This window comes from Thioalkalivibrio sp. ALE19 (genome assembly GCF_000428605.1).
Classification (GTDB): Bacteria; Pseudomonadota; Gammaproteobacteria; order Ectothiorhodospirales; family Ectothiorhodospiraceae; genus Thioalkalivibrio.
Genome location: NZ_AUAG01000009.1, coordinates 24,174 through 47,174, shown reverse-complemented (window position 1 = coordinate 47,174; position 23,001 = coordinate 24,174). Strand labels below are relative to the sequence as shown.

The 23,001-nt window shown below is 67.8% G+C and carries 29 protein-coding genes and 2 tRNA genes; 10 read left to right on the top strand and 21 right to left on the bottom strand.

Features of this window, described 5'->3' with window-relative positions:
* Positions 1-23: 23 nt before the first annotated feature.
* Positions 24-890, bottom strand: a complete 867-nt coding sequence (locus tag F787_RS0104825) for a dienelactone hydrolase family protein (RefSeq protein ID WP_028491460.1) — start codon at positions 888-890, stop codon at positions 24-26.
* Positions 891-1,063: 173 nt separating this feature from the next.
* Here F787_RS0104825 and rpmB point away from each other — a divergent pair, with 173 nt between their 5' ends.
* Positions 1,064-1,300, top strand: a complete 237-nt coding sequence (gene rpmB, locus F787_RS0104820) for a 50S ribosomal protein L28 (RefSeq protein WP_024329587.1) — start codon at positions 1,064-1,066, stop codon at positions 1,298-1,300.
* 12 nt (positions 1,301-1,312) lie between these two features.
* Entirely contained in the window at positions 1,313-1,486 is a 174-nt protein-coding gene (rpmG, locus tag F787_RS0104815; RefSeq protein WP_018869042.1) for a 50S ribosomal protein L33, read from the top strand.
* Between the two features lie 75 nt (positions 1,487-1,561).
* Here rpmG and F787_RS0104810 read toward each other — a convergent pair whose 3' ends face one another.
* Entirely contained in the window at positions 1,562-1,768 is a 207-nt protein-coding gene (locus tag F787_RS0104810; RefSeq protein ID WP_019021560.1) for a hypothetical protein, read from the bottom strand.
* Between the two features lie 71 nt (positions 1,769-1,839).
* On the opposite strand from F787_RS0104810, the gene F787_RS0104805 reads away from it, so the two are divergent.
* Genes F787_RS0104805 through mutM form a run of 3 tightly spaced genes read left to right on the top strand, consistent with a single transcriptional unit; the run spans position 1,840 to position 4,836 of the window.
* Complete coding sequence (locus tag F787_RS0104805; protein ID WP_019590545.1) at positions 1,840-3,063, top strand: EAL and HDOD domain-containing protein; 1,224 nt, start codon at positions 1,840-1,842, stop codon at positions 3,061-3,063.
* Positions 3,060-4,016 (top strand): hypothetical protein, encoded by a 957-nt coding sequence (locus F787_RS0104800; protein ID WP_019590544.1) that lies wholly within the window; start codon positions 3,060-3,062, stop codon positions 4,014-4,016. Before F787_RS0104805 ends, F787_RS0104800 begins: the two co-directional genes overlap by 4 nt.
* Positions 4,009-4,836: a bifunctional DNA-formamidopyrimidine glycosylase/DNA-(apurinic or apyrimidinic site) lyase gene (gene mutM, locus F787_RS0104795; protein ID WP_028491459.1), complete on the top strand. Its 828-nt coding sequence runs from the start codon at positions 4,009-4,011 to the stop codon at positions 4,834-4,836. The genes F787_RS0104800 and mutM overlap by 8 nt, the downstream gene beginning before the upstream one ends.
* A gap of 16 nt (positions 4,837-4,852) precedes the next feature.
* Here mutM and ggt read toward each other — a convergent pair whose 3' ends face one another.
* Genes ggt through coaD form a run of 3 tightly spaced genes read right to left on the bottom strand, consistent with a single transcriptional unit; the run spans position 4,853 to position 7,376 of the window.
* Positions 4,853-6,583 carry a gamma-glutamyltransferase gene (gene ggt, locus F787_RS0104790; RefSeq protein ID WP_028491458.1) on the bottom strand — a complete coding sequence of 577 codons (1,731 nt, stop codon included), beginning with the start codon at positions 6,581-6,583 and terminating at the stop codon, positions 4,853-4,855.
* 15 nt (positions 6,584-6,598) lie between these two features.
* On the bottom strand, positions 6,599-6,850 hold the full coding sequence (locus tag F787_RS0104785; protein ID WP_018936946.1) for a YfhL family 4Fe-4S dicluster ferredoxin: 252 nt from the start codon (positions 6,848-6,850) through the stop codon (positions 6,599-6,601).
* 37 nt (positions 6,851-6,887) lie between these two features.
* Positions 6,888-7,376, bottom strand: coding sequence for a pantetheine-phosphate adenylyltransferase (gene coaD / locus F787_RS0104780; RefSeq protein WP_028491457.1), 489 nt, complete (start codon positions 7,374-7,376; stop codon positions 6,888-6,890).
* Positions 7,377-7,540: 164 nt separating this feature from the next.
* Between coaD and F787_RS0104775 the strand changes: the two genes are divergently transcribed.
* A complete protein-coding gene (locus F787_RS0104775) occupies positions 7,541-7,768 on the top strand; it encodes a hypothetical protein (protein WP_018947121.1) in 228 nt (75 codons plus the stop codon).
* 188 nt (positions 7,769-7,956) lie between these two features.
* Here F787_RS0104775 and F787_RS0104770 read toward each other — a convergent pair whose 3' ends face one another.
* The 7 genes from F787_RS0104770 to F787_RS0104740 all read right to left on the bottom strand — a co-directional run bounded on the left by F787_RS0104770 (position 7,957) and on the right by F787_RS0104740 (position 15,120).
* Positions 7,957-8,706 (bottom strand): ThiF family adenylyltransferase, encoded by a 750-nt coding sequence (locus F787_RS0104770; protein WP_018869033.1) that lies wholly within the window; start codon positions 8,704-8,706, stop codon positions 7,957-7,959.
* Positions 8,693-9,484 (bottom strand): TatD family hydrolase, encoded by a 792-nt coding sequence (locus F787_RS0104765; protein WP_028491456.1) that lies wholly within the window; start codon positions 9,482-9,484, stop codon positions 8,693-8,695. Before F787_RS0104765 ends, F787_RS0104770 begins: the two co-directional genes overlap by 14 nt.
* Positions 9,485-9,500: 16 nt before the next feature.
* Positions 9,501-10,532 (bottom strand): NADP(H)-dependent aldo-keto reductase, encoded by a 1,032-nt coding sequence (locus F787_RS0104760; protein ID WP_028491455.1) that lies wholly within the window; start codon positions 10,530-10,532, stop codon positions 9,501-9,503.
* Between the two features lie 28 nt (positions 10,533-10,560).
* Entirely contained in the window at positions 10,561-11,697 is a 1,137-nt protein-coding gene (locus F787_RS0104755; protein ID WP_028491454.1) for an FIST C-terminal domain-containing protein, read from the bottom strand.
* On the bottom strand, positions 11,694-12,155 hold the full coding sequence (locus F787_RS0104750; protein WP_019021552.1) for a hypothetical protein: 462 nt from the start codon (positions 12,153-12,155) through the stop codon (positions 11,694-11,696). Before F787_RS0104750 ends, F787_RS0104755 begins: the two co-directional genes overlap by 4 nt.
* Positions 12,156-12,319: 164 nt before the next feature.
* Positions 12,320-13,210: a phosphoribulokinase gene (locus tag F787_RS0104745; protein WP_019589872.1), complete on the bottom strand. Its 891-nt coding sequence runs from the start codon at positions 13,208-13,210 to the stop codon at positions 12,320-12,322.
* A 50-nt stretch (positions 13,211-13,260) separates the two neighbouring features.
* Complete coding sequence (locus tag F787_RS0104740; protein ID WP_028491453.1) at positions 13,261-15,120, bottom strand: SLC13 family permease; 1,860 nt, start codon at positions 15,118-15,120, stop codon at positions 13,261-13,263.
* A 277-nt stretch (positions 15,121-15,397) separates the two neighbouring features.
* Here F787_RS0104740 and F787_RS0104735 point away from each other — a divergent pair, with 277 nt between their 5' ends.
* Positions 15,398-16,255, top strand: a complete 858-nt coding sequence (locus tag F787_RS0104735; RefSeq protein ID WP_028491452.1) for a universal stress protein — start codon at positions 15,398-15,400, stop codon at positions 16,253-16,255.
* A gap of 9 nt (positions 16,256-16,264) precedes the next feature.
* Here the strand turns inward: F787_RS0104735 and trmB are convergent, their stop codons facing one another.
* Genes trmB through thiS form a run of 3 tightly spaced genes read right to left on the bottom strand, consistent with a single transcriptional unit; the run spans position 16,265 to position 18,098 of the window.
* Positions 16,265-17,026, bottom strand: a complete 762-nt coding sequence (gene trmB, locus F787_RS0104730; RefSeq protein ID WP_028491451.1) for a tRNA (guanosine(46)-N7)-methyltransferase TrmB — start codon at positions 17,024-17,026, stop codon at positions 16,265-16,267.
* A complete protein-coding gene (locus tag F787_RS0104725) occupies positions 17,023-17,835 on the bottom strand; it encodes a thiazole synthase (protein ID WP_028491450.1) in 813 nt (270 codons plus the stop codon). The genes trmB and F787_RS0104725 overlap by 4 nt, the downstream gene beginning before the upstream one ends.
* 53 nt (positions 17,836-17,888) lie before the next feature.
* The gene (gene thiS / locus F787_RS0104720) at positions 17,889-18,098 is read right to left on the bottom strand and encodes a sulfur carrier protein ThiS (protein ID WP_018869023.1); all 210 of its coding nucleotides are present in this window, start codon (positions 18,096-18,098) and stop codon (positions 17,889-17,891) included.
* Between the two features lie 65 nt (positions 18,099-18,163).
* Between thiS and F787_RS0104715 the strand changes: the two genes are divergently transcribed.
* From F787_RS0104715 to F787_RS0104705, 3 genes are all read left to right on the top strand, one after another.
* Positions 18,164-18,237, top strand: a tRNA-Gly gene (locus F787_RS0104715).
* A gap of 126 nt (positions 18,238-18,363) precedes the next feature.
* The gene (locus F787_RS0104710) at positions 18,364-18,813 is read left to right on the top strand and encodes a Fur family transcriptional regulator (protein WP_028491449.1); all 450 of its coding nucleotides are present in this window, start codon (positions 18,364-18,366) and stop codon (positions 18,811-18,813) included.
* A 91-nt stretch (positions 18,814-18,904) separates the two neighbouring features.
* Positions 18,905-18,980, top strand: a tRNA-Thr gene (locus tag F787_RS0104705).
* An 81-nt stretch (positions 18,981-19,061) separates the two neighbouring features.
* On the opposite strand, the gene F787_RS0104700 is transcribed toward F787_RS0104705, so the two are convergent.
* The 6 genes from F787_RS0104700 to rhlB all read right to left on the bottom strand — a co-directional run bounded on the left by F787_RS0104700 (position 19,062) and on the right by rhlB (position 22,890).
* Complete coding sequence (locus F787_RS0104700; RefSeq protein ID WP_028491448.1) at positions 19,062-19,478, bottom strand: bacteriohemerythrin; 417 nt, start codon at positions 19,476-19,478, stop codon at positions 19,062-19,064.
* A gap of 18 nt (positions 19,479-19,496) precedes the next feature.
* Complete coding sequence (locus tag F787_RS0104695; protein ID WP_028491447.1) at positions 19,497-19,790, bottom strand: CC/Se motif family (seleno)protein; 294 nt, start codon at positions 19,788-19,790, stop codon at positions 19,497-19,499.
* Positions 19,787-20,878 (bottom strand): ACR3 family arsenite efflux transporter, encoded by a 1,092-nt coding sequence (gene arsB, locus F787_RS0104690; RefSeq protein WP_028491446.1) that lies wholly within the window; start codon positions 20,876-20,878, stop codon positions 19,787-19,789. Before arsB ends, F787_RS0104695 begins: the two co-directional genes overlap by 4 nt.
* Position 20,879: 1 nt before the next feature.
* Complete coding sequence (locus F787_RS0104685) at positions 20,880-21,206, bottom strand: helix-turn-helix transcriptional regulator (RefSeq protein ID WP_019021542.1); 327 nt, start codon at positions 21,204-21,206, stop codon at positions 20,880-20,882.
* 114 nt (positions 21,207-21,320) lie between these two features.
* Complete coding sequence (locus F787_RS0104680) at positions 21,321-21,572, bottom strand: hypothetical protein (protein WP_018869017.1); 252 nt, start codon at positions 21,570-21,572, stop codon at positions 21,321-21,323.
* A 19-nt stretch (positions 21,573-21,591) separates the two neighbouring features.
* Entirely contained in the window at positions 21,592-22,890 is a 1,299-nt protein-coding gene (gene rhlB / locus F787_RS0104675; RefSeq protein WP_028491445.1) for an ATP-dependent RNA helicase RhlB, read from the bottom strand.
* Positions 22,891-23,001: the final 111 nt, after the last annotated feature.

Genomic DNA, 23,001 nt, shown 5'->3' with positions numbered 1-23,001 from the left:
GGAACACGCCCTTTATGTGTACCTCAGTCGCGCAGGTGCTCGTTGACGAAGCGGGTCACGCGGACCATGGCATCGCGCGCGGCCAGGTCATCGGCAAAAGTGCGGTTGTCGCCGTTGCGGAAGTCGAAGCCGCGACCCACGCCCGGGTACTCGATCCACGTGACGTCGCCACCACGATCCTCGAGCCCGTCGGCGGCCATCTTTGCGGTCCGGTGGCGCTGGTACTGCTCCTCGTCCCCGATCAGGATCATCACCGGGATCTCCAGCTGATTGAATTCGCTGGCATAACGATACACCTGGTGGGGTTCGCCCAGGTTGGGGTCCTGCACATGCGGGTAATAGCCCGCCCAGCAGGCCACGTCGTCCACCTGGCGTTCATGGGTCACCGTGACCTTGAGGGTCTTGTACCCGCCCCGGGTGATCGACACCAGGCAGGCGCGGTCGCCGAGGATGTCTTCCCGCGCCAGCAGCTCGTCCAGACCGCGGTCCAGATCCCCTTCCAGTTCGTAGTCGTGGTCCAGCGGGTGGGTCTCGATGAAACGACCGGTATAGAGATCCGGCGCCAGCACCACGAATCCGCGCGCGGCCAGGCGTTTCACGTGCAGCTCGGCCAGATGGTCCAGCCCGCGCCGCCCGTGCGACCACAGGATGGCCGGATAGTCCTCGCCGTCGGCCGGGCGCGCGACCATCGCCGGAACGATCACGCCGTCACGCTCGTATTCCAGGCGTTCAACCTCGACCTCGTGGTTCTCGATGTCGGGATTCAGCTGGCCTTCCTGCCACCAGCCATCGTCCCACCACCACTGGCCGTCGCCGGTCTGCGCCTCGTTGGCTGCCAGCGGCCCTGCCATCATGCCGGCCAGAAACGCGCCCGCGATACCCCGTACCATTGCTCCCTTCATGCTCTTCCCCCGCTGGTTGCAGCTCATGGTTCACTTCGCATCGAAAGATAGACGCAACGGACCGCCTTCGCCGTCCATGACGCCCGACCCTTGCGCGCGGCCCCGGTATCCGCTAGTATCCGCGATCTTTCGTCCCGACCCGAACATCTGGAGTAGCCCCGATGTCCCGAGTATGTCAGGTGACGGGCAAGCGCCCGGCTACCGGTAACAATGTCTCGCATTCCCAGCGGAAGACGCGGCGTCGCTTCCTGCCGAACCTGCACACCCATCGTTTCTGGGTGGAAAGCGAAAAGCGGTTCGTGAAGCTGCGCCTGAGCAGCAAGGGCATGCGCATCATCGACAAGCGCGGCATCGAGGCAGTCCTGGCCGACTGCCGGGCCCGCGGCGAAAAGGTCTAAGGAGGCAGCACGATGGCAGCCAAGAATCAGGGGCGCGAAAAGATCCGGCTGGTCTCCAGCGCCGGCACGGGTCACTTCTACACCACGTCCAAGAACAAGCGGAACATGCCCGAAAAGATGGAGATCAAGAAGTTCGATCCCGTCATCCGCCAGCACGTGATGTACAAGGAAGCCAAGATCAAGTAAGCGCGGCCCGTCGCGCGCATGAAAAAGCCCGGCCATGCCGGGCTTTTTTGTGGCCGGACTTCGAGCGGGGCGGGGTCAGCTGTCGCCGCCCTGCGCCTCCACCACGTCCTCGGCCCAGCGGGTCATCAGCCTGCCCCAGCGATGGGCCGTGGCCGGATCCAGCTCGATCTTGGTGTAACGTTCACCATCGCGGATAATGACCCGCAGCAGGGGCATCCCGGAGTCGTGCAGGATCTGGCGCAGCTCCACGATCTCCCCGAACGGCGCGTTGATGGAATCCATGTCGCGTTTCCTCTTGTTGCGGCCCGTGTCCCGCAGGAAGGACCGATCCACATCGTTTGCAGACAATAAGCATGCAGCCAATTTTTGTCGGACGGCAACCCATTTTCGATGGCGAGGAACGCACCATCGGGTTCGAACTGTTGTTCCGGGCCGGGGCCAATGCCAGCGAGGCCAACGTGGTGGACGGCGATCTCGCGACCTCCGACCTGCTGCACAGCGCCTTCATCGACATCGGCATGGAGAACCTCGTCGGGGAACACCTCGCGTTCGTGAACCTGCCGCGCGGCTTCCTCGATCACGAGGTCCTGCAAAGCCTGCCGCCCGAACAGGTAGTGCTCGAGATCCTCGAGGACATCGTGGTGGACGACGAGGTCATCGCCGCCGTGCGCCGGCTGAAGGAACACGGCTTCCGCATCGCCCTCGACGATTACCAGTTCCGCGAACAGGACTCGCCCCTGATCGAGCTGGCGGACATCGTGAAACTGGACCTGCTGGCGTTCGATGGCGACAGCCTGCGCGCCGAGATCGAGCGCCTGCGACCCTTCAACGTGGAGCTGCTGGCGGAAAAGGTCGAGGACGCCGCTACCTACGCGACCTGCCGCGAGCTGGGCTTCCTGTACTACCAGGGCTTTTTCCTGTCCTACCCCAACGTGGTGGAGGGCCAGCGCCTGGAGCAGCTGGAAGTCGGCCTGCTGCAGCTGATCGAGAAACTGCAGGATCCGGAGATGTCGGCCGAGCAGCTGGCCGCACAGATCAATGCCCACCCCGATCTGGCCATCCATGTGCTGCGCCAGGCCAACAGCCCGTTGCTGCGACACCGCCGTCCGATCGAGACCCTGCGCGAGGCGATCGTGCTGCTGGGGACCGACCGCGTGCGCTCGCTGGCGATGGTTGCCGCCCTGCGCACCAGCACCCCGCAGCGCCAGGGCCTGGAACAGGTCATGATCCGGGCACGCATGGCCGCGCTGCTCGCCGCGCCTTCGGGCGTGCCGAACGAGTCCGAGCGCTACTTCACCCTCGGCCTGCTGTCGGGGCTGGACCGGGTGCTGGGCATTCCGCTGCACCGGGTACTGGGCGAGCTCAATCTGAGCCCGGCAATGGAGGATGCCCTGCTGGAGCACAGCGGGGAGCTGGGCGCCGTACCCCGGATTATCGAGACCTTCGAAGACCCGGATCGCCGGTTCCCGTTCGAGGTTTCGCCGGTGTCACCCCAGGTTGCCGGGCGACTGTACATGGAAGCGGTACGCTGGACGGAGAGCATGCTGGTGGAGATGCAGGGAGCGAGCAGCACATGACCATTGATCTGGATACACGCCTGATACCGGCGGATACCGCATCCGCAGAGCCCGCAGACCTGAGCCTGCGGCCCGCGAACGATCCGGGTATCCGCTGCGCGGGAGCGAACGGCACGACCCTGGCGATCGACCCGGGGCTGGCCTCGCTGGACCCCGCCCCGCCGGAGGAACGCTGGTTCGCCGGGCCGGCGAGCAGCGCCCCGTCCGGAGCAGGGGGCGTCTACCGGATGGTCTGCGGCGACGTCCTGTTCATTGCGCGGGAAGGCCCCGACGACGACCTGCGCGAACGCACCCGGGACGTATACCGGGACCTGGTCGCGGCCTGCCGCGAGGCGGGTTATCCGTACCTGCTGCGCATGTGGAACTTCTTTGGCCGCATCCACGAGCCGGAGCAGGGGCTGGAACGCTATCAGGCCTTCTGCACCGGGCGCGCCGAGGCCCTGGAGGCCCTGGAGATCCCGCTGGGCGGCATGCCCGCCGCCACCGCGATCGGGTCCGACCACGCCGGCCTGTTCGTGCACGCCATCGCCGCGCGCGAACCCGGAACTCCGGTGGAGAACCCGCGCCAGGTCAGCGCGTACCACTACCCCGAACGCTACAGCCCCAAAAGCCCCAGCTTCGCCCGCGCCACCCGCATCGAGACGCCGCGCGGCCCGATGCTGCTGATCTCCGGCACCGCCAGCATCACCGGGCACGAGAGCCGGCACCCGGGTGATATCGCCGCGCAGACTCGCGAGACCCTGGCCAACCTGGACACCCTGCATGCCGAGGGTGGCGCCGATCTGCCCGGGCTGCGCTGGCTGCGGGTCTATCTGCGCCACCCGGAGCATCGCGACACCGTGGAGGCGATCCTGCGCGAGCACTACGGTGAACGGACTCCGCCGGTGCAATGGGTACGCGGCGATGTCTGCCGCCAGGAGCTGCTGATCGAGATCGAGGGCGTGCATGCCTGAGCTGCCGGAGGTGGAGACCACCCGGCGCGGCCTCGAACCCCTGCTTCGCGAACGGCGCATCCTGCAACTCGAAGTTCGCGACGCGCGGCTGCGCTGGCCGGTCCCGGCGGATCTCCCGGCACGGATCGCCGGCGCCACCGTGCGCAGCCTGCGGCGGCGGGCGAAGTACCTGCTGCTGGATACCGATGCTACCGGACTGCTGCTGCATCTGGGGATGTCGGGCAGCCTGCGCCACTGCCCCCCGGATACGCCGCTGCGGCGCCACGATCACCTGCGCCTGATGCTGGACAACGGCAGCGAGATCCGCCTGCACGATCCGCGACGCTTCGGCTGCTGCCTGCCACTGGATCCCGCGCCGGACGGCGGCCCCGCCACCCATCCGCTGCTGGAGGGTCTGGGGCCGGAACCGCTGGAGGCGGACATGGACGGCGACTACCTGTTCCGGCGCAGCCGCGGCCGCCGTGGCCCGGTCAAGGCCTTTCTGATGGATCAGGCCACGGTGGTCGGCGTTGGCAACATCTACGCCACCGAGGCACTGTTTCTGGCGGGTGTGCGCCCCGGCCGCGCGGCCGGCCGCGTGACCCGCGCGGAATACCAGCGCCTGGCCGAACACGTAAAGGCCGTACTCGCCGCTGCCATCGAGCGCGGCGGCACGACCCTGCGCGATTTCCTGCGCGAGGACGGCAGCCATGGCTACTTCCGTCAGGAACTGCAGGTCTACGGGCGCGCCGGGGAGCCCTGCCGGGTCTGCGGCACGCCGATCCGCACCCGCAGCGTGGGTCAGCGGGCCAGCGCCTACTGCCCGAGCTGCCAGCGCTGACCCGGGGCTCAGCGGCTCAGCGTTCGAAGACGCGCGCCTCGCCCTCGCCGCGCGGATCCGACGCGGCCTCCAGCCGTCCGGCCGCGCGCTCCCACAGCACCGCCTGCATGTCGCCGAACGGGCGCACCTGCGGGGTCAGACGATGGCCACGCTGCACCAGCTTGCCGCGCAGCTCGGTGTCGAAGGCCCCGGTCTCGAATTCGACCCGGTCGGGCAGGTACTGGTGGTGCCAGCGCGGGGCCTCCACCACCTCGTCGATCGGCCGACCGTCGACCACGCCGAGGATGCCGTGCAGCACCATGGTGATGATGCGGCTGCCCCCCGGCGTGCCGAGAATGGCCACGCGATCGCCGGTGTCCACGAAGGTGGGACTCATGGACGACAGCGGCCGCCGCTGCGGGGCGATGGCATTGGCCTCGAAGCCGATCAGGCCGTAGGCGTTGGGCTCGCCCGGCTTGGCGGAGAAGTCGTCCATCTCGTTGTTCAGCAGGACGCCGGTGCCCGGGACCACATAGCCGGAGCCGAACGGGTAATTCAGTGTCAGGGTCGCGGCCACGCGGTTGCCATCGGCATCCATCACCGAGAAATGCGTGGTCTGCGGGCTCTCCGCCGCGCCATCGATCCCCGGACGATTCCCTGGCTCCACCACCGGCGGCAGGCCGTCGCTGGGCGTCGCCTGGTCGGGGTGGATGCCGGCGCGCAGGCCGGCCGCGTAATCGCGTGACAGCAGCCGCTGCAGCGGCATGTCGACATGATCCGGATCGCCCAGGTACTCGGCGCGGTCACGGTAGGCCCGGCGCATCGCCTCCAGGATCAGATGAATGCGGCCGTCCTCCTCCATCGCATCCAGATCGTGGAAGGACAGGATGTTGAGGATCTGGCCGATGGCCACGCCCCCGGAAGACGGCGGCGCGGCGGTCACGATCTCGGCGCCGTTCCACTCCAGGCGCACCGGATCGCGCTCCACCACCTCGTAACCCGCGAGGTCCTCGGTGCTCCAGATCCCTCCGGCCTCGCGCACGCCCTCCACCAGGGTCTGTGCCAGCTCGCCGGTGTAAAAGCCGTCACGGCCCTCGGCGGCGAGGCGCCGCAGGGTATCGGCCAGATCCGGCTGCACCAGCTCCGTGCCGGCCTCCGGCGGCCCGCCGTCGCGCAGGAAGATCCCTGCGGCATCGGCGCCGTCGCGCAGCGCCTGATGCCGGAACTCGGCCATCTGCTGATAACGCGGCCCGACGGTCACGCCTTCCTCCGCCAGGCGAATCGCCGGGGCCAGGCTGCGTTCCAGCGACAGCGCACCGTACTCCGTCGCCAGATGATCCATGCCCGCCGGCATCCCCGGGATACCCGCGGCCAGCACCCCGTCCAGCGACAGCCCGTCGACAACCTCGCCGTCCTCGTCCAGGTACATGTCGCGATCGGCCGCGGCGGGCGCGGTCTCGCGCGCATCGAGCATCAGCGTGCGGTCGCTGTCCGCCTCGTGCAGCAGAAAGAAGCCCCCGCCGCCCAGCCCGGAGCCATAGGGCTCCGCGACACCCAACGCCGCGGTGATCGCCACCGCCGCATCGAACGCATTGCCGCCGTCGGCGAGGATCGCCTCGCCGGCCGCGGTGGCCTCGGGATGGGCGGTGGCGACGGCATGTTCGCCGGGCGTATCGGCAGACGTGTCGGCGGGCCCGGCAACGACCGGGGAGGCCAGCGGGGACGCAAGCAGCCCGAACAGCGTGACGGTCAGGAGGTGGCGCCGCATGACAGGCCGCCCCGGCTATTTCGCCGCCATCAGGGCTTCGTATTTCGCCATCAGCTGCTCGCGGGTCTCCTTGTGGTCCGGATCCAGGGGGATGCAGTCCACCGGGCAGACCTGCTGGCACTGCGGCTCGTCGTAGTGCCCCACGCACTCGGTGCACAGGTTGGGATCGATCTCGTAGATCTCGTCGCCCGGGTAGATGGCCTCGTTCGGGCACTCGGGTTCGCAGACGTCACAATTGATGCATTCGTCGGTGATCATCAGGGCCATGGCTTTTCCTCCTCGGGCCAGGAAGGGGTGCGAGCGGTCAGTCGGCCACCCCGGGATCCCGGGCCAGCATGCGCGCCACCCCGGGGCTCACGAATTTTGAGACATCGCCGCCCAGGCGCGCGATTTCCCGTACCAGACTGGACGAGACAAAGCTGTATTCCTCTGCGGGTGTCAGGAACAGGGTTTCGACCTCGGGCGCGAGCTGACGGTTCATGGCCGCCAGCTGGAATTCGTGCTCGAAGTCGGAAACCGCACGCAGGCCGCGCAGGATCACCGTGGCCTGCTGTTCGCGCACGAAATGGGCCAGCAGGGAGTCGAACCCGATCACCTCCACCCGCGGAACATCCTTCAGGGCCTCGCGGGTCAGCTCCACGCGGGTCTCCAGCGGGAACGCCGGGCTCTTGCCGGGGTTCGCGGCCACCGCCACCACCACCCGGTCGAACAGGCAGGCGCCGCGACGCACGATGTCGGTGTGCCCGTGAGTAACGGGATCGAAGGTCCCGGGATAGATGGCGGTAATCGGCATGCGGCTCGCAGACAGTCCGGTTCGGGGGCGCCATTACACCGCAACCCGCCGCCCGAGGGAAACTCGCCGGTCGCCGGCGGACCGACAGGCGCGTACATAGATCAGTGTTTCCCTAGCCGCTACACTGCGGCGCACACACACGCCGGGCCGACCGGGAGACACGCATGACCGACGACTACCGCCCGCCGCTGGCCGACTACTGGGACGAACTGGAATCCCGTTACGGCGGCGGCTTCAACTTCCAGCAGATCAGCCGCGAGGAACTGGATCAGCTGATCGGGCACCTGCGCCAGGCCGTGAACCAGGACCCGCAGGTGACCGAGGTGGAAAAACAGAACCTCGCCCTGGTGCTCAAGCACGCCGAGGAAAGCCGCAAGCGGCGCAAGGGCTGAGTACCCCGGGGCCCTGCCGGTTCGCGTGCGAGCACGCTCCCACAGATGGATTGATGGGGCGACGGGGCGATGCAACCGGAAAGGTGGGAGCCTGCTTGCAGGCGAACCAGGCGTGCGAGCGCGCTCCCGCAGACGGGGCGATGCAACCAGATAATGTAGGAGCCTGCTTGCAGGCGAAAGAGCCAGCCTCAGCGGTCGATCAGACTGCGGATCACCTCGCCGGCGGCGGTCAGGCCGAACAGCGCCGGCAGATAGGAGATGGTGCCGTTGACCGAGCGCGGCCGCCCGCCCAGCGGCCCGTCCACCGGCCGGTGCTCGGTGCCCTTGCTCGGGTTCTCGATGGAGAACACCACCGGATAGTCCAGGCGCGCATCCAGCCGCCGCAGGCGCTTGCGCATCTGCCGCGCCAGCGGGCATACCCGGGTGCCGTCCAGCGGCCCCACGCGCACCGCGCGCGGGTCGATGCGGCCGCCGGCCCCCATGGCCGAGATGACCCGCACCCCGCGAGCCTGCGCGCCGGCCACCAGGGCGGCCTTGCAGGCGATGGAATCGATTGCGTCCAGCACGTAATCGGCATCCTCCGGGATCAGCTCCGCGACCGTGTCCGGGTTGAGGAACTCGCGCCGGACGGTCACCGCGATCGCCGGATCGATGTCGCGGATGCGTTCGGCCATCACGTCGGTCTTGGGATGCTGCACCGTGGAGCGCAGGGCCACCAGCTGGCGATTGAGATTGGACGGCGCGACCACATCGTGGTCGACCAGGGTCATGCGGCCGACCCCGGCACGGGCGACGGCCTCCGCGGCATAGCTGCCAACCCCGCCCAGCCCGGCAATGAAGACATGCCGGTCGCGCAGGCCGGCAGTGACATCCGCCCCCAGCAGGAGATCGGTGCGTTCGGTATAGGCGTCGTGTGGCAGTTCGTCAGTGCCGCTCATTGGTCCGGACCGTATCCAGCCGGAAAACCCGGCGTGCATTCCGGGTTGTGAGTATAGCGGTACTGACGGGGTCCGTGTTGCGCAAACGCGCCACGGCCGCGTTGACCCCGGCGATCATCGCCGGTTCGTTGCGCTCGCCGCGATGCCCGGCCAGCGGCTGGTCCGGCGCGTCGGTCTCCAGCACCAGGGCCTCCTCCGGCAGGTCGCGCACGATCCGCTGCAGGCGCCGCGCACGATCGAAGGTCACCGGCCCGCCGAACCCCAGCACGCAGCCCAGATCCACCGCCTGTCGCGCCTGCTGTTCGCTGCCGGAGAAGCTGTGCAGGATGGCGGTCACGCCCGGGTGCTGGCGCAGCCCCTTGAGGATCGCATCCACCGCGCGCCGGCAGTGCAGGATCACCGGCAGGTCGTGGTTATGCGCGATGGCCAGCTGCGCGGTGTAGAACCGCCACTGGGTATCGAAGTCGAGCCCCGCCACGAAGCCGTCGAGCCCGGTCTCGCCCACCGCCACCGCCTGCGGATCGGCATCCAGGGCGGCGTCCAGGGCGTCCAGGTCGGCATCGGCGTGCTGTTCGAGAAACACCGGATGCAGGCCGCGGGCCACGTACAGCCCCGGCTCGCGCCGGGTCAGGGCATCCATGTCCGCCCAGCGCTCGCGGGTCACGCCGGGCAGGACCATCTGCGTGACCCCGGCGGCGCGGGCACGATCCAGCACCGCCGGGCGGTCCGGATCGAACGGATCCAGATCGAGATGGACGTGGGTGTCGAACAGCTCCACGCCGCCGGCCCCCGGGCTACGGGCTGGGGTAGGTGTAACGGGCGTGGATGTCCTCGATGGCCTGCAGGATCTCGTCCGACAGCGCCACGTTCACCGAGTCGATGTTCTCGCGCAGCTGTTCCATCGTGGTCGCCCCGATCAGGTTGCTGGTCACGAACGGCTGGCGGTTGACGAAGGCCAGCGCCAGCTGGGTCGGCGTCAGCCCGTGGTCCTCGGCCAGCCGGGCGTATTCCTCGGTGGACGCCAGCGCCTGCGGATTGCTGTAGCGCTGGAAGCGCTCGTACAGCGTGAGGCGCGCCCCCTCGGGCTTGCGTCCGTCGCGATACTTGCCGGAGAGCATGCCGAAGGCCAGCGGGGAGTAGGCCAGCAGGCCCGCATCCTCGCGGATCGCCATCTCGGCGAGACCGGCCTCGAAGCTGCGGTTCAGCAGGCTGTAGGGGTTCTGGATGGAAACGATGCGCTCGGCCAGCCCGCGCTCGTGCTGGCGCAGCCATTCCATGAAACCCCAGGGCGTCTCGTTGGAGATGCCGATGTAGCGCACCCGCCCGCTGGCGACCACGTCCTTCAGCGCGGCGGCGGTCTCCTCGATCGGCGTGGCCCGGTCGTCCGGATCGTGGACGTAGCCCAGCTTGCCGAAGAAGTTGGTCGAGCGCGCCGGCCAGTGCACCTGATAGAGGTCGATGCAGTCGGTCTGCAGGCGTTCCAGGCTGGCATCGACGGCCTGTTCGACGTGCTCGCGGGTCAGCTGCGTGCCGCCGCGCAGATAGTCCATGCCCGGCCCGGCGACCTTGGAGGCCAGCACCACGCGGTCGCGGCAGCCGCGCGAGCGCAGCCAGTTGCCGATGTAGCGCTCGGTCAGCCCCTGGGTCTCGGCCCGCGGCGGCACCGGGTACATCTCCGCGGCATCGATCAGGTTGATGCCGCGCTCCAGCGCATAGTCCAGCTGCTCGAAGGCCTCGTCCTCGGTGTTCTGTTCGCCCCAGGTCATGGTGCCCAGGCCGATCAGGCTCACGTCGATGCCGGTGCGTCCCAGCTTGCGATACTCCATGCCTCTCCCCTGCCCCGGCGGGGCGTTGTCAGGTGAACAGCGTCAGCACGCCGGTGTAGGCGTACAGACGGTTGGAAAAGATTTCACCGTTGGCGAAGAAGCCCACCAGCGGCACGTCCCCCAGGGCCCGCTGCACGGTGCCCAGCTCCACGTCCGCGTGCACGAACTGATGCCGTCCGCGCCCCAGACAGGACACGTAGATCGCCCCGCGGATCCCTTCCGGGCACTGCTCACGGATCTGCTGCAGCATGCGCTCCAGGTCCTCGTGCGCCGACTGGCCGTCGCGGCGCACGAACAGCACCCGTGACCCCTGCTCCAGGGTCTCGCCCACGGCCAGTAGCTCCTGGTCCATATCGACGCCGGTGATATTGCGCACGCGATAGTCCCCGGTATCCGATGCGGGGATGGGGAACCCGATCTGGATGTACCCAAGGGCCCGCTTCAGATCGCGCGAAAGCACGTCGCCGATGATCCGCCGGAACGCCGGCAGCGCCGGCTCGCCGTTCAGGCGCACCACGATGTTGCGCCAGGTCTCGGTCAGCTCGTGCTGCCCGGGCAGCGGGGTGCAGCCCTGGGTGTGGCGGGCCACCAGCGGCACGTCGTCGCGCAGCACGATACCGGTGATCCCCGAGCTCATCACGCCATCGGCGATCTGGACCGCGTCGTCCGCGCCGGAGTTGATCCCGCCGGTCGCGAACCATGCGGTCTCTTCGCCGATACGGGTCAGGATCCCCTCCACGTCTTCCAGGCGCGGATCGGCGTTGAGAATCAGTCGCGCCGGCGTGGCCGGATCGACAAAGCCCTCAAGGGCCCGGGTCAGTTCATCGAAGGACCGCACCGGATGCCGGATCAGGCGCACGGAGTCCGCCGGGAACTCCCCGACCATCAGGGTGACGGCGGGCCCGTCGTAGAACTCGTGCTGGCGGCCCATCACCGCGATGCCCATGCCGCCGACGAAATGGTCGATCGGCCGCCGGCGGCCCAGCTCGCGCAGCAGCAGCCGGGCGTTACGCGCGATCTCGTCGGAGATGCAGATGAAACCCACGCGCACGCGGCCGTCCGGGGCCGGCGACAGCTCGCCAAGCTGACCGGCGAGTTCGGCGGCCAGTGTCCGGGGCTCGTCGCCTGTGGCACTGGCACAGAGGAAAGGTTCGGTCGCGCTCATAGTCCGAGATGCTCCAGCATGCTGAGGGCCTCGTTGTCCTCGACCGGAATACCGACCTCCGCCCGCATGTGTTCGTTCCCGACAAACTCCAGACGGGCGTGATGCCGCGTGTCCAGCTCTTCCTGGAACCAGGCGATCTCCGAGGGGTGCACCACGTGCTCGCCGCGCACCAGATGCCGCGCCAGCACCGCGTCCTCGCGGATGTCGAGGAACAGCGGCTGCGGCAGCTCCAGCGGCAGAACATGGGTTTGCACCAGCCATTCCACCGGGGTCGCGCCCCGACCGGCCGGCAGACGACGGCTGTCGATGCGGAAATGTCCGCCTCCTCCGGGCTGCTTGAGCAGCTCCTCCAGCCAGTCGCCGGAAAATCCCCGGTGCACGATCAGCGAGCGCCCGGTGTAGCGGGCGCGGAAACGCTCCATCTGGCGCGCCGGACGCGGGCCGAACAATCCGAACACGGCAACTCCGTAATCTCGGGAACAGGCAGGCAATCCTATCCGAAAGCGGCGGCGCGTTGAAAAAGAGCGCCCCGGCGCCGTGCGATCCGCAGCAACAAAAAGGGCCGCGACCCGAAGGTCGCGGCCCCTGCAACGGGCCCGCAGCCCGCGCCATGCACTCGCGATCAGCCGCGACGCGCCAGCATGTCGTGGATGATCGGGGCAAGGATGACTTCCATGGCCAGAGCCATCTTGCCGCCGGGCACCACGATGGTGTTGCGCCGGGACATGAACGAGTCCGGGATCATGTTCAGCAGGTAGGGGAAGTCCACGCCGAACTTCTTGGGATCGCTGAAGCGGATCACCACCATGCTCTCGTCCGGGGTGGGGATGTCGCGGGCGATGAACGGGTTGGAGGTATCCACCGTCGGCACGCGCTGGAAGTTGATGTCGGTACGCGAGAACTGCGGGGTAATGTAGTTCACGTAATCCGGCATGCGCCGCAGGATCGTGTCCACGGTCGCCTCGGCAGAGTAACCGCGCTCGAGGTTGTCACGGAAGATCTTCTGGATCCACTCGAGGTTCACGATCGGCACCACGCCGATACCCAGATCGACATGCTGCGAGGCATCGATGTTGCCGTCCGCCACCAGCCCGTGCAGGCCTTCGTAGAACATCAGGTCGGAACCCGGCTCGATCTCTTCCCACGGGGTGAACTCGCCCGGACCGAGGTTGGTGCCGAGACGCTGGTTGTGTTGCTCGGCTTCCTCGTCGGAATGCAGGTAGTAGCGCTTCTCGCCCTGGCCGGTCTCGCCGTAGGTCTTGAACAGATCCTCGATGCGGTCGAACAGGTTGGCCTCGGGGCCGAAGTGGGAGAAATGCGGGTTCCCCTCGTCGGCCGCCTTCTGCATGGCTTCCTTCATCGCCTTGCGGTCATAGCGATGGAAGCTGTCGCCCTCGATCACCACGGGGTTGATCTGCTCACGGCGGAAGATCGACTCGAACGAGCGCTTCACGGTGGAGGTGCCGGCACCCGAAGAACCGGTGACGGCGATCACGGGATGTTTCTGGGACATGAGAGTCTCTCCTTACGCAATCAAGCGTTACAAACGTCAGCAAATCGGGGTCAGAAGACCAGATTGATCATGAACATGGCCACCACGCCGAACAGGATCGTCATGATGCTGCCGGCCTTCATGTAGTCCTTCACCCGGTAGCCGCCGGGGCCCATGATCAGGGCGTTCACCTGGTGGGTCGGGATCAGGAACGAGTTGGAGGTGGCGATGGCCACGGTGATCGCGAACACGCGCGGGTCGGCGTCCATGCCCGCGGCCTGGGCCGCGGTCGCGAAACTGATGGCCAGAGGCACCAGCAACACGGTCGCGCCCACGTTGGACATGACCAGGGTAAAGAATGTGGCCAGCGCGAAGATCGTGGCCTGCAGCACCCAGGGTGGCACGGTGCCCAGCATGTCCAGGGTGTTCTGCGCGATCCAGGCCGCGGTGCCGGTATTCTCCACCGCCATGCCCAGAGGGATCAGCGAGGCCAGCAGGAACACGGTCTTCCAGCTGATGGAATTGTAGGCGTCGTCCAGGCTCAGCACGCCGGTCAGGATCATGCCCATGGCCCCAGTCAGCAACGCGATCGACAGCTGCAGGTCGGTGAACAGGATCAGCGACACTGCCACCGCGAGGAAGCCCAGCGCGTGCGGGACCTTGCTCGGGCGCAGCTCCTCGCGCGGGTAGTCCGAGGTGATCACGACGAAGTCGCGGTCCTTCTCCAGACGCGCCAGCGAGGTCCAGGTGGTGTGCACCACCAGGATGTCGCCCGGCTCCAGCGGGATGTCGCGCAGGCCCTCGCGGTAGACCTCGCCACCGCGCTGCATGCGCATCACCGAGAGCCCGTAGGTCTGACGCATGGCGACCTCGGTCACCGTCTTGCCGGCGAGGTTGGACCCCGGCGAGATCGCGACCTCGGCGATCCCGGACTGGGAGGAGTCCAGGGCGCTGGCGAACACGTCCAGGTCGCTGGACGGCGCGTGTTTCAGGTTCCGGCCCAGCTCCTCCATGCGCCGCGGGCTGGCCAGCACCGCCAGGCGCGAATTGGGCTGAATCTCGTAGCCGGTCCAGGGCGCCATGCGCAGCTCGTCACGCGCATGCGAACCGACGATCGCCACACCGGTCTCGCGTTCGACATCGGCCACGGTCCGGCCCACCAGCGGATCGCTCTCGGCGATGCGCACCTCGTGGATCTCGTAGGACAGGCCGTAGACCCGCTGGAAATAGTCCCGCGTGCCTTCGGTCGCGGTCGGCTGCGCGCCCACCGACGGCAGGACGTAGCGCCCCAGCAGCACGAAATAGACGATCACCGTGGCCAGCAGCGCCAGGCCGATGGGCGTGACATCGAACAGCTCGAAACGCTCCATGCCATCCGGCAGCAGATCGTTCAGCAGGATCAACGGGCTGGAACCGACCAGGGTGATGGTTCCACCCACGATCGCGGCGAAGCCCATTGGCATCAGCAGGCGCGACAGCGGGATACCCAGACGGCTGGAGATGCGGCTCATCACCGGCATGAACAGCGCCGCCGCACCAATGTTCTGCATGAAACTGGAGATCACGCCGACCGTGCCCGACACCGTGGGGATGATGCGTTTCTCCCCGGTGCCACCCACGCGCATGATGAAACTGGCGACCTTGTGCATCACGCCGGTCTTGTCGAGCCCGGCGCCGATGATCATCACCGCGATGATCGAGATCACCGCATTGGAGGCAAACCCGCTGAACAACTCGTCCTGCGCCACCAGCTCGCCGAGCTCGGGCAGCAGCGGCACCACGCCGAACACCAGCGGGATCAGCCCGATCAGGACCATCACCAGGATCGCGGCCAGATCGACCCGCACGATCTCGGAGACGAACAGGAAGATGGTGAAGGCGAGCAGGCCCAGCACCACGATCATTTCGGTGGTCAGCGTCAGATTTTCCATGAACCGCCAGTCCTGAAGGAGCAAGGCCGGCGGAATCAGTCCGCCGGCACGGGAAGAACGGGTGCATCGTCCGGTCACGACACCGCGCGGAGCACCGGGCCACGCTGGCCGGGCGGAACTCCGCAGACAACACCCATTCCGCAGACAACACCCATTGAAAGCGCGCGATTATTCCATCCCGGCGGGCCGGACGCAAAAACGGGCCCGTGCCGAAGGCGTGCGCAGGCCGTGTCCCCTCCGGTATGCTGGGGAAATCGATCGAGAAGGAGAAACCGCCATGGCCGAAGCGGCGTCCACCGACAACCAGCCCCAGTTTCGCACCATCGTCGTCGCCACCGACGGCTCGGAATACAGCACCGCCGCGGAGAACGTGGCCCTGGAGCTGGCCGGCCGCTGCGGGGCACGTCTGCGGATCGTGCGCATCATCCCGACCGACACCCAGCACGACGCCCTCTCGCCGCGGCGCAGCCACGACGCCAGCGTCGCGGCCCAGGGTGACCTGGATACGCTGGAGAAACGCGCCCGCGAGGCAGGCCTGGAAGTCTCCGCCATCCTGCGCCACGGGGTCGACCGGCATCAGGAGATCGTCAGCGTGGCGGAAGAGCACGAAGCCGACCTGATCGTGATTGGCCGGCGCACCCGCGGCGAGATGGCCCGCCTCATGGTGGGCGACGCCACCGCCAAGGTGATCGGACTCGCGCCGTGTAACGTGATGGTCGTCCCGCGCGACACCGAAGCCCCGCGCCAGGGCCTGCTGGTAGGGACCGACGGTTCCGAACTGGGCGACAAGGCCGCGCGTGCGGCCGTGGAGCTCGCGCAGCACTGCAGCCTGCCGCTGACCGTGGCCTCGGTCGCCGTGCCCGGACAGAGCGAGGCCCGGCGCCAGGAGGGCGTGGACGCGATCCAGCGGCTGCAGGGCGAGGCCCGCGAAGCGGGCGTGGAAACCGATGCGCTGTTCGAGGAAGGCCGCCCGGAGGTCACCCTGATCGAGATCGCGGAGCGCCAGCATCGCGACCTGATCGTGCTGGGCAGCCATGGCCGCACCGGGCTCAAGCGGCTGCTGATGGGCTCGGTCTCCGAACGCGTCGTCGGTCAGGCGCGCTGCCCGGTCCTGGTGGTCAAGAAGAAGGGCTGAGCCGCCGCTTCACTCCGCCGGGGCGGGGGCCTCGGTGCGCCGGTACACCAGATCCGCCACTGCATGCCCGCGCTGCAGCCCGCGGCGCTCGAATTTGGTCTCGGGGCGCCAGGCCGGGCGTTCCGGGCGCGGCACCGGGCCGTCCGGCGCGAACCACTCGGTCGCCCCGGCCATCACCTCCTGCATGTGTTCGGCGTAGTCCGCCCAGTCGGTGGCCAGATGCAGCCAGCCGCCGGGCCGGATCCAGCCCGCCAGCGCGCGCACGAACCTCGGCTGAACCAGGCGGCGCTTGTGATGGCGCTTCTTGTGCCAGGGGTCGGGGAAATACACCTGCACGGTGTCCAGGCTGGCCGGCGCGAAATGCGCCTCCAGCAGCTCCACCGCGTCGCGGTCGGAGACCCGCAGGTTGGTCAGCCCCCGACGCTCGATTTCGCCCAGCAGGTGCCCCACTCCGGGGCGATGCACCTCGGTGCCGATGAAATCCCGCTCCGGCGCCGCCGCGGCCTGTTCGGCCAGGCTGTCGCCGTCGCCAAAGCCGATCTCCAGGGTCACCGGCGCCTCGCGGCCGAAGACCGCTGCCAGATCCAGCGCCCCGGCGTCGGGCGCCGGATCCAGGCCGAAGCGCGGCCAGAGCTCATCCAGTGCGCGCTGCTGGCCCGTGGTCAGACGCCCCTCGCGGCGCACGAACGAGCGAACCCGGCGATGGTGCGCCGGGCGCCCCCCGTCCCCGTCAGCGGGCCGGTTGTCGTGCGATTCGTGCGGGGCCGTCATGAGCCGGCGAAGAACAGTCCGGTCTCCGGCGAGGAGGCCGAGGCATAGCGCCGTGCCGGCATGCGTCCGGCGCGCCAGGCCTCGCGGCCCGCCACGATCGCGTGACGCATAGCACGGGCCATGCGCACCGGATCGTCGGCCGCGGCGATGGCGGTGTTCATCAGCACGCCGTCGCAGCCCAGCTCCATCGCGATGGCCGCATCCGACGCCGTGCCCACACCCGCGTCCACCAGCACCGGTACCGACACGTTTTCCACGATCTCGCGGATGTTGTAGCGGTTCTGGATCCCCAGACCCGAGCCGATCGGCGCGGCCAGCGGCATGATCGCGCGGCAGCCGATATCCTCCAGACGTTTCGCCAGCAGCGGATCGTCGGTGGTGTACACCATCACCTCGAAGCCCTCGTTCACCAGGATCTCGGCGGCCTTCACCGTCTCGAACACGTCCGGGTACAGGGTCTTCTCGTCGCCCAGCACCTCCAGCTTGACCAGGTTGTGCCCGTCGAGCAGCTCGCGCGCCAGCCGGCAGGTACGCACCGCGTCCTCGGCGGAATAGCAGCCGGCGGTGTTCGGCAGCAGGGTGTAGCGATCCGGCGGGACCACGTCGAGCAGGTTCGGCTCGTCGGGATTCTGGCCGATGTTGGTGCGGCGAATGGCCACGGTCACGATCTCGGCACCGCTGGCCTCGATCGCCTCGCGAGTCTGCTCCAGATCGCGGTACTTGCCCGTACCCACCAGCAGGCGGGACTCGAAACGGCGCTCGCCGACGTGAAACGGATCGTCGGCGGATCCGGCGGCCATCTGGCTCATGCATGCTCCTCGGTTAACGGTTGCGGGTGCGGATACAACTGCGGGCAAGAATATCAGCCACCGCCGATGGCCTGAACGACCTCGACACGATCACCCTCCTGCAACCGCCGCTCGGCGTGCTCGCTGCGGGGCACCAGGGTCTCGTTCACCTCCACGGCCAGTCGCCGACCGCCAAAGCCGCGCTGCCGGATCAGGTCCGCCACCGTCGGCGGCTCCTGATCCGAAGAGATTTCGCAGGTTTCTCCGTTCAACTTGATCTGCATGGGTCATACCGTCGGTGATTCGGGCATTGAGCCGGGGCGCGTACGCGCATACAATTCGTGGCCAGGCGGGTGTAGTTCAATGGTAGAACATCAGCTTCCCAAGCTGAGAACGTGGGTTCGATTCCCATCACCCGCTCCATCCCTTGCTCGTTCCCGGCTTCGTTCTGTCGGCGGCATTCTACCAGCTTGCCGCGCCGCGTCGGCGTATGCCTTCTTCCCAAAACAGAACTGGACTCTGTCCAATTCGCTGTTATATGTTGGAGATATGAGCACCCGAACCCCCCAACCCGATCTGCTGGGAATCGACGACGCGCGCGCCCTGCTGCGCGATTACCGCATCTCGCCGACCGAACAGCGAATCGAGATCGTCCGAGTGCTGTTCGCCCGCAACCAGCACCTCAGCGCCGACCACATCCTCGCGCAGCTCACGCGCCAGGAGTCGCGCGTGTCCAAGGCCACGGTGTACAACACCCTCAAGCTGTTCGCCGAGAAGGGCCTAGTGCGCGAAGTGATCGTCGACCCGTCGCGGGTCTTCTACGACTCCAACCGCGCCCCGCACCACCACCTGTTCCACGTGGACAGCGGCCAGCTCGAGGACGTGGAACCGGCCCAGGTACAGGTGAACGACCTGCCGCCGCTGCCCGAAGGTACCGACGTGCTCAGCGTGGACGTCATCGTCCGCGTCGGCCCGAGGCAGAGCTCCGACGAAAACTGATCTCCGAAAGCGCCCGCTATGCCGGGAGACGCCCCGTCGCCGGCCCGGGGCATTGTTGGTAACGCCCCGCTTCGCTATGATGTCGCGCTCAGCCGACGTAGCTCAGCAGGTAGAGCAATCGATTCGTAATCGATAGGTCGGGGGTTCAATTCCCTCCGTCGGCACCAGACCAGAGAAAAGGGCCGGCACTGCGTGTGCCGGCCCTTTTTCCGTTCCAGCTTCGTTCAGCGGATTCCCGCCGGCAGGGACTACTCCCCCGCGGCACGCTCGGCGAACCGCGCCAGCAGGGCATCCATGGTGGTGAAATGGCGCTGGTACCAGGGAATGATCTCGTCATCCAGCGCCGAGAGCAGATCCGCGCCCCGCATCGACCCGTCCTCCAGCCCCGCCAGCAGGGCTTCCCAGCGCGCCAGATGGGCCGCATGTTCCTGCCGGTGGTAGTCCTTCTGCGGAAAACCGACCCGCTCCATCAGCTCGTCCTCGCGCGCGAAATGCTCGCGATTGAACTCGACGAAGGCCGCGAACGCCTCCCGTACCGCGTGGTCGTCGCCCTCCTCGCGGGCCCGGCCCACGGCTTCCAGCAACCGGGCGGCTTCGTGGTGATCATCGTTCATGAAGGCCTCCTCCAGCTCCGGGACCTTCAGGCTGCGCTGCACTTCACTCATGGCTCACTCCAGCATCGTCTACTCCTGCACCTGGCCCATCTCGCCTTCCACCACCAGACGCCGCCAGCGGAAGAAGCCCTCGAGGTCGACCCGGTACGGACCCGGGCCCATGTCGTCGGCCACATACACGTGGATGCCCTCGATCTGCGTCCTTGCGTACCCGTCCGTCGAGCGCGGTGCGCCCGGCTCGGCCACCGGCACACCCGCCTGGCCACCGCAGCAGCCGTGGCGGGCGGACAGCCGCAGCGTCATCGCGCCGCCCCGGCCGGCGAGCCAGTCGCGCGCCGCGTCACTGAGGGACACGGTGGTCACGTGCCCGGCGCCTCGTTGTGGGTCGGGAACCAGTGGCGCGCGCGATTCGCGATGCGCACCAGCGCCAGCATCAGCGGCACCTCCACCAGCACGCCAACGACCGTCACCAGCGCCGCACCGGACTGCAGGCCGAACATCGCGATCGCGGCCGCCACGGCCAGCTCGAAGAAGTTACTGGCGCCGATCATCGCACCGGGGGCCGCCACCGCGTGGCGCACACGCCACGCCTTCGCCCAGTAATACGCAATGTAGAACACCAGGAAGGTCTGGATGATCAGCGGAACGGCGATCAGGGCGATATGCCCCGGATTCGCCAGGATGCGCTCGCCCTGAAACGCGAACAGCAGGACCAGCGTCACCAGCAACCCGATGGGCGTGACCGGGCCGATGCGTTTCATGAAGACGTTGTCGAACCGCTCGATGCCCTTTCTGCGGAGCAGCCAGATACGTGACAGGTAGCCGGCCGCGAACGGGATCACGATGTACAGCAGCACCGACAGCGCGACCGTGTCCCACGGCACGTAGATATCGGAGATCCCCAGCAGCAGGACCACGATGGGCGCGAAGGCAAACAGCAGGATGATGTCGTTCACCGCCACCTGCACCAGGGTGTAGGCCGCATCGCCACGCGTGAGATAGCTCCAGACGAACACCATCGCGGTACACGGCGCGGCCCCCAGCAGGATCGCCCCGGCCAGGTACTCGCGGCCCAGATCCTCCGGGATCCAGGCGGCGTAGACCACCATGAAGAAGAACCAGGCGATCGCGAACATGGTGAACGGCTTGATCAGCCAGTTCACCGAGGTGGTGACGGTCAGGCCCTTCGGCTCGCGGCGCACGCCGAGGATGGCGGAGAAATCGATCTGCACCATCATCGGGTAGATCATCGCCCAGATGAGGATGGCCACCGGGATCGAGACCTGCGCGTACTCCCATTGCGACAGCGTCTCCGGCACCGCGGGGAAGAACTGCCCCAGCGCGACGCCCGCCACGATGCACAGCGCCACCCATACGCTCAGATAGCGCTCGAAGAGACCCATGCCTTCTTTCGCCGAGATCTCCTCGGCGGACTGGTTGCGATCGTTCATGTCAGCAGGAGGTCTCCACCCCGGAAAGCTCGCACTCGCCCTCCTCGGCCGCGCAGCAGTGCGCGGTCAGGTAGGCCACCAGATCCTGCATCGCGGCCAGATCCGCCCGGTAGCGCTGGTAACGCCCCTCCTGGGTCACGGTGACGAGGCCGGCCCGGGTCAGAGTCTTGAGGTGGAACGAAAGGTTGCTACGTGGCAGCTCCAGTTTCCGGGCGATCTCGCCGGCGACCAGCCCCTCGCGTCCGTGACCAACCAGCAGACGCACGATGTCCAGACGGACACCGGAGGCCAGCGACTCGAACATGGAGGTGGCGGTCAGCTTGTCCATTTTTCAATGGTTCAACGATTATTGAATCATTGTCAACAAGCGGGCGGACATCGGACCGGAATCCCTGATGGAACCGCCGCGCCGAAGAGGAAACGACAGGCGGGGGCAGGGGCCTCAGCGGGTGTCGCCGCGGACCACGGTGACGGGCGTGGCGGACTCGACCAGGACCCGGCCGGAGTGGCTCTCGTCGAAGCGCACGCGGATGTGGCGGTCGATCAGCAGTTCGTTGTCGACCCACTGCACCCGGTGACCCGGGGCGTTCGCGACCAGACGTATCTGCCCGTCGCACCCGGCCTGCACCACGACGACCTCGATATCCGCACCCAGGCGAAAGGAATCGCCAACCTGCAGGTCCAGGGTCTCCATCGCGGGCGGCGCGCCGGACTCAGCGGCCGCGGCCGTTCCCGCGGGAACGCCCCGAGGAGCCACCGCGCCGCGACCCGCCACGGCCGCCGCCGGGGCCGCCGCGCGGCTTGCGCTCGCGCGGTTGCGGCCGGGTCAGGTCCTGCGGCAGGGCGGCGCGGTCGATGTTCTCGGTGGGGATGCGCTCGCCCAGGTAGGACTCGATATCGGGCAGGTAGAACGCCGAGTCCTCGCAGCCGAAGCTGATCGCGTCGCCCTCGGCACCGGCGCGCGCAGTACGCCCGATGCGGTGCACGTAGTCCTCCCCGGACTGCGGCAGGTCGAAGTTGAACACATGCGTCACCTCGGGGATGTGCAGGCCGCGGGCCGCCACGTCGGTCGCCACCAGGAAGGTGTATTCACCCGCGGCGAAGCCCTCCAGCAGCTTCGAGCGCTTCTTCTGCGGCACGTCGCCCGAGAGCAACGCGGCGGCGTGGCCGTTGGCATTGAGCCAGTCGGCCACCTTCTCCGCTCCGTGTTTGGTATTGGAGAACACGATCGCCCGTTCCGGCGCCAGATCCCGCGCCAGCGCCAGCAGCAGCGGGATCTTCTCGTCGTTGGCCGGATAGTAGATGGTCTGGCGCACCCGGTCGGCGGTCAGGGTCTCCGCCTCGATCTGCACCTTCTCCGGGTTGTTCATGTGCTCGTAGGCCAGCTCCATCACCCGCCACGACAGGGTGGCGGAGAACAGCATGGACAGCCGTTCCTGCGGCGGGGCGCAGCGGCGCATCAGAAAACGCACGTCCTTGATGAATCCCAGGTCGAACATGCGGTCGGCCTCGTCCAGCACCACCACCTCGGTGTGCTTGAGCCCGAAGACCTTCTGCTTGAAGTAGTCGATGATGCGTCCCGGGGTACCGATCAGCACGTCGGCGCCGGCGGCCAGCGCCTCCCGCTGGCGATCGTAGTCGGTGCCGCCGTAGGCCAGTGCCAGCTTCAGGCCGGTATCGACGCCCAGCAGTTCGGCGTCGCGGTGGATCTGCACCGCCAGCTCGCGCGTCGGCGCGAGGATCAGGGCGCGCACGTCGGTGGCGCGACGGTGTTCCGCCGGGGCCTGGCGCAGCAGCCGATTGAAGGTCGCGATGAGGAACGCGGCGGTCTTGCCGGTTCCGGTCTGCGCCTGCCCGGCCACGTCGCGCCCCGCCAGGGCCACCGGCAGCGCCTGCGCCTGGATGGGAGTACAGGTATCGAATCCGGCACGCCGCAACCCCGCGCGCACCGCCTCGGGCAGATCGAAACGGTCGAATGCGGGCTGGGCGGGTTCGTGCGCGGCGTCTGTCATGGGGCTCCCGGGCGGGCTTCGCTGTTTTACTTGAACTTTCCCGTCATCTTCGTCGATAGTACGGCGTACGCGGCCCTGAAGAAGGCCGGTGCCAACCCAACGTCATGAGGA

What these genes read in the sequence shown, in the direction of transcription:
- F787_RS0104810 (WP_019021560.1), bottom strand. Translation starts at nt 1,768, where the DNA reads ATGGATTCCATCAACGCGCCGTTCGGGGAGATCGTGGAGCTGCGCCAG.
- F787_RS0104825 (WP_028491460.1), bottom strand. Translation starts at nt 890, where the DNA reads ATGGTACGGGGTATCGCGGGCGCGTTTCTGGCCGGCATGATGGCAGGG.
- F787_RS0104745 (WP_019589872.1), bottom strand. Translation starts at nt 13,210, where the DNA reads ATGTCCCAGAAACATCCCGTGATCGCCGTCACCGGTTCTTCGGGTGCC.
- ggt (WP_028491458.1), bottom strand. Translation starts at nt 6,583, where the DNA reads ATGCGGCGCCACCTCCTGACCGTCACGCTGTTCGGGCTGCTTGCGTCC.
- F787_RS0104775 (WP_018947121.1), top strand. Translation starts at nt 7,541, where the DNA reads ATGACCGACGACTACCGCCCGCCGCTGGCCGACTACTGGGACGAACTG.
- F787_RS0104740 (WP_028491453.1), bottom strand. Translation starts at nt 15,120, where the DNA reads ATGGAAAATCTGACGCTGACCACCGAAATGATCGTGGTGCTGGGCCTG.
- F787_RS0104800 (WP_019590544.1), top strand. Translation starts at nt 3,060, where the DNA reads ATGACCATTGATCTGGATACACGCCTGATACCGGCGGATACCGCATCC.
- F787_RS0104755 (WP_028491454.1), bottom strand. Translation starts at nt 11,697, where the DNA reads ATGAGCGCGACCGAACCTTTCCTCTGTGCCAGTGCCACAGGCGACGAG.
- arsB (WP_028491446.1), bottom strand. Translation starts at nt 20,878, where the DNA reads ATGAACGATCGCAACCAGTCCGCCGAGGAGATCTCGGCGAAAGAAGGC.
- F787_RS0104710 (WP_028491449.1), top strand. Translation starts at nt 18,364, where the DNA reads ATGAGCACCCGAACCCCCCAACCCGATCTGCTGGGAATCGACGACGCG.
- F787_RS0104785 (WP_018936946.1), bottom strand. Translation starts at nt 6,850, where the DNA reads ATGGCCCTGATGATCACCGACGAATGCATCAATTGTGACGTCTGCGAA.
- F787_RS0104735 (WP_028491452.1), top strand. Translation starts at nt 15,398, where the DNA reads ATGGCCGAAGCGGCGTCCACCGACAACCAGCCCCAGTTTCGCACCATC.
- mutM (WP_028491459.1), top strand. Translation starts at nt 4,009, where the DNA reads ATGCCTGAGCTGCCGGAGGTGGAGACCACCCGGCGCGGCCTCGAACCC.
- F787_RS0104700 (WP_028491448.1), bottom strand. Translation starts at nt 19,478, where the DNA reads ATGAGTGAAGTGCAGCGCAGCCTGAAGGTCCCGGAGCTGGAGGAGGCC.
- F787_RS0104685 (WP_019021542.1), bottom strand. Translation starts at nt 21,206, where the DNA reads ATGGACAAGCTGACCGCCACCTCCATGTTCGAGTCGCTGGCCTCCGGT.
- trmB (WP_028491451.1), bottom strand. Translation starts at nt 17,026, where the DNA reads ATGACGGCCCCGCACGAATCGCACGACAACCGGCCCGCTGACGGGGAC.
- F787_RS0104725 (WP_028491450.1), bottom strand. Translation starts at nt 17,835, where the DNA reads ATGAGCCAGATGGCCGCCGGATCCGCCGACGATCCGTTTCACGTCGGC.
- F787_RS0104680 (WP_018869017.1), bottom strand. Translation starts at nt 21,572, where the DNA reads ATGGAGACCCTGGACCTGCAGGTTGGCGATTCCTTTCGCCTGGGTGCG.
- F787_RS0104805 (WP_019590545.1), top strand. Translation starts at nt 1,840, where the DNA reads ATGCAGCCAATTTTTGTCGGACGGCAACCCATTTTCGATGGCGAGGAA.
- rhlB (WP_028491445.1), bottom strand. Translation starts at nt 22,890, where the DNA reads ATGACAGACGCCGCGCACGAACCCGCCCAGCCCGCATTCGACCGTTTC.
- F787_RS0104760 (WP_028491455.1), bottom strand. Translation starts at nt 10,532, where the DNA reads ATGGAGTATCGCAAGCTGGGACGCACCGGCATCGACGTGAGCCTGATC.
- coaD (WP_028491457.1), bottom strand. Translation starts at nt 7,376, where the DNA reads ATGCCGATTACCGCCATCTATCCCGGGACCTTCGATCCCGTTACTCAC.
- thiS (WP_018869023.1), bottom strand. Translation starts at nt 18,098, where the DNA reads ATGCAGATCAAGTTGAACGGAGAAACCTGCGAAATCTCTTCGGATCAG.
- rpmG (WP_018869042.1), top strand. Translation starts at nt 1,313, where the DNA reads ATGGCAGCCAAGAATCAGGGGCGCGAAAAGATCCGGCTGGTCTCCAGC.
- rpmB (WP_024329587.1), top strand. Translation starts at nt 1,064, where the DNA reads ATGTCCCGAGTATGTCAGGTGACGGGCAAGCGCCCGGCTACCGGTAAC.
- F787_RS0104770 (WP_018869033.1), bottom strand. Translation starts at nt 8,706, where the DNA reads ATGAGCGGCACTGACGAACTGCCACACGACGCCTATACCGAACGCACC.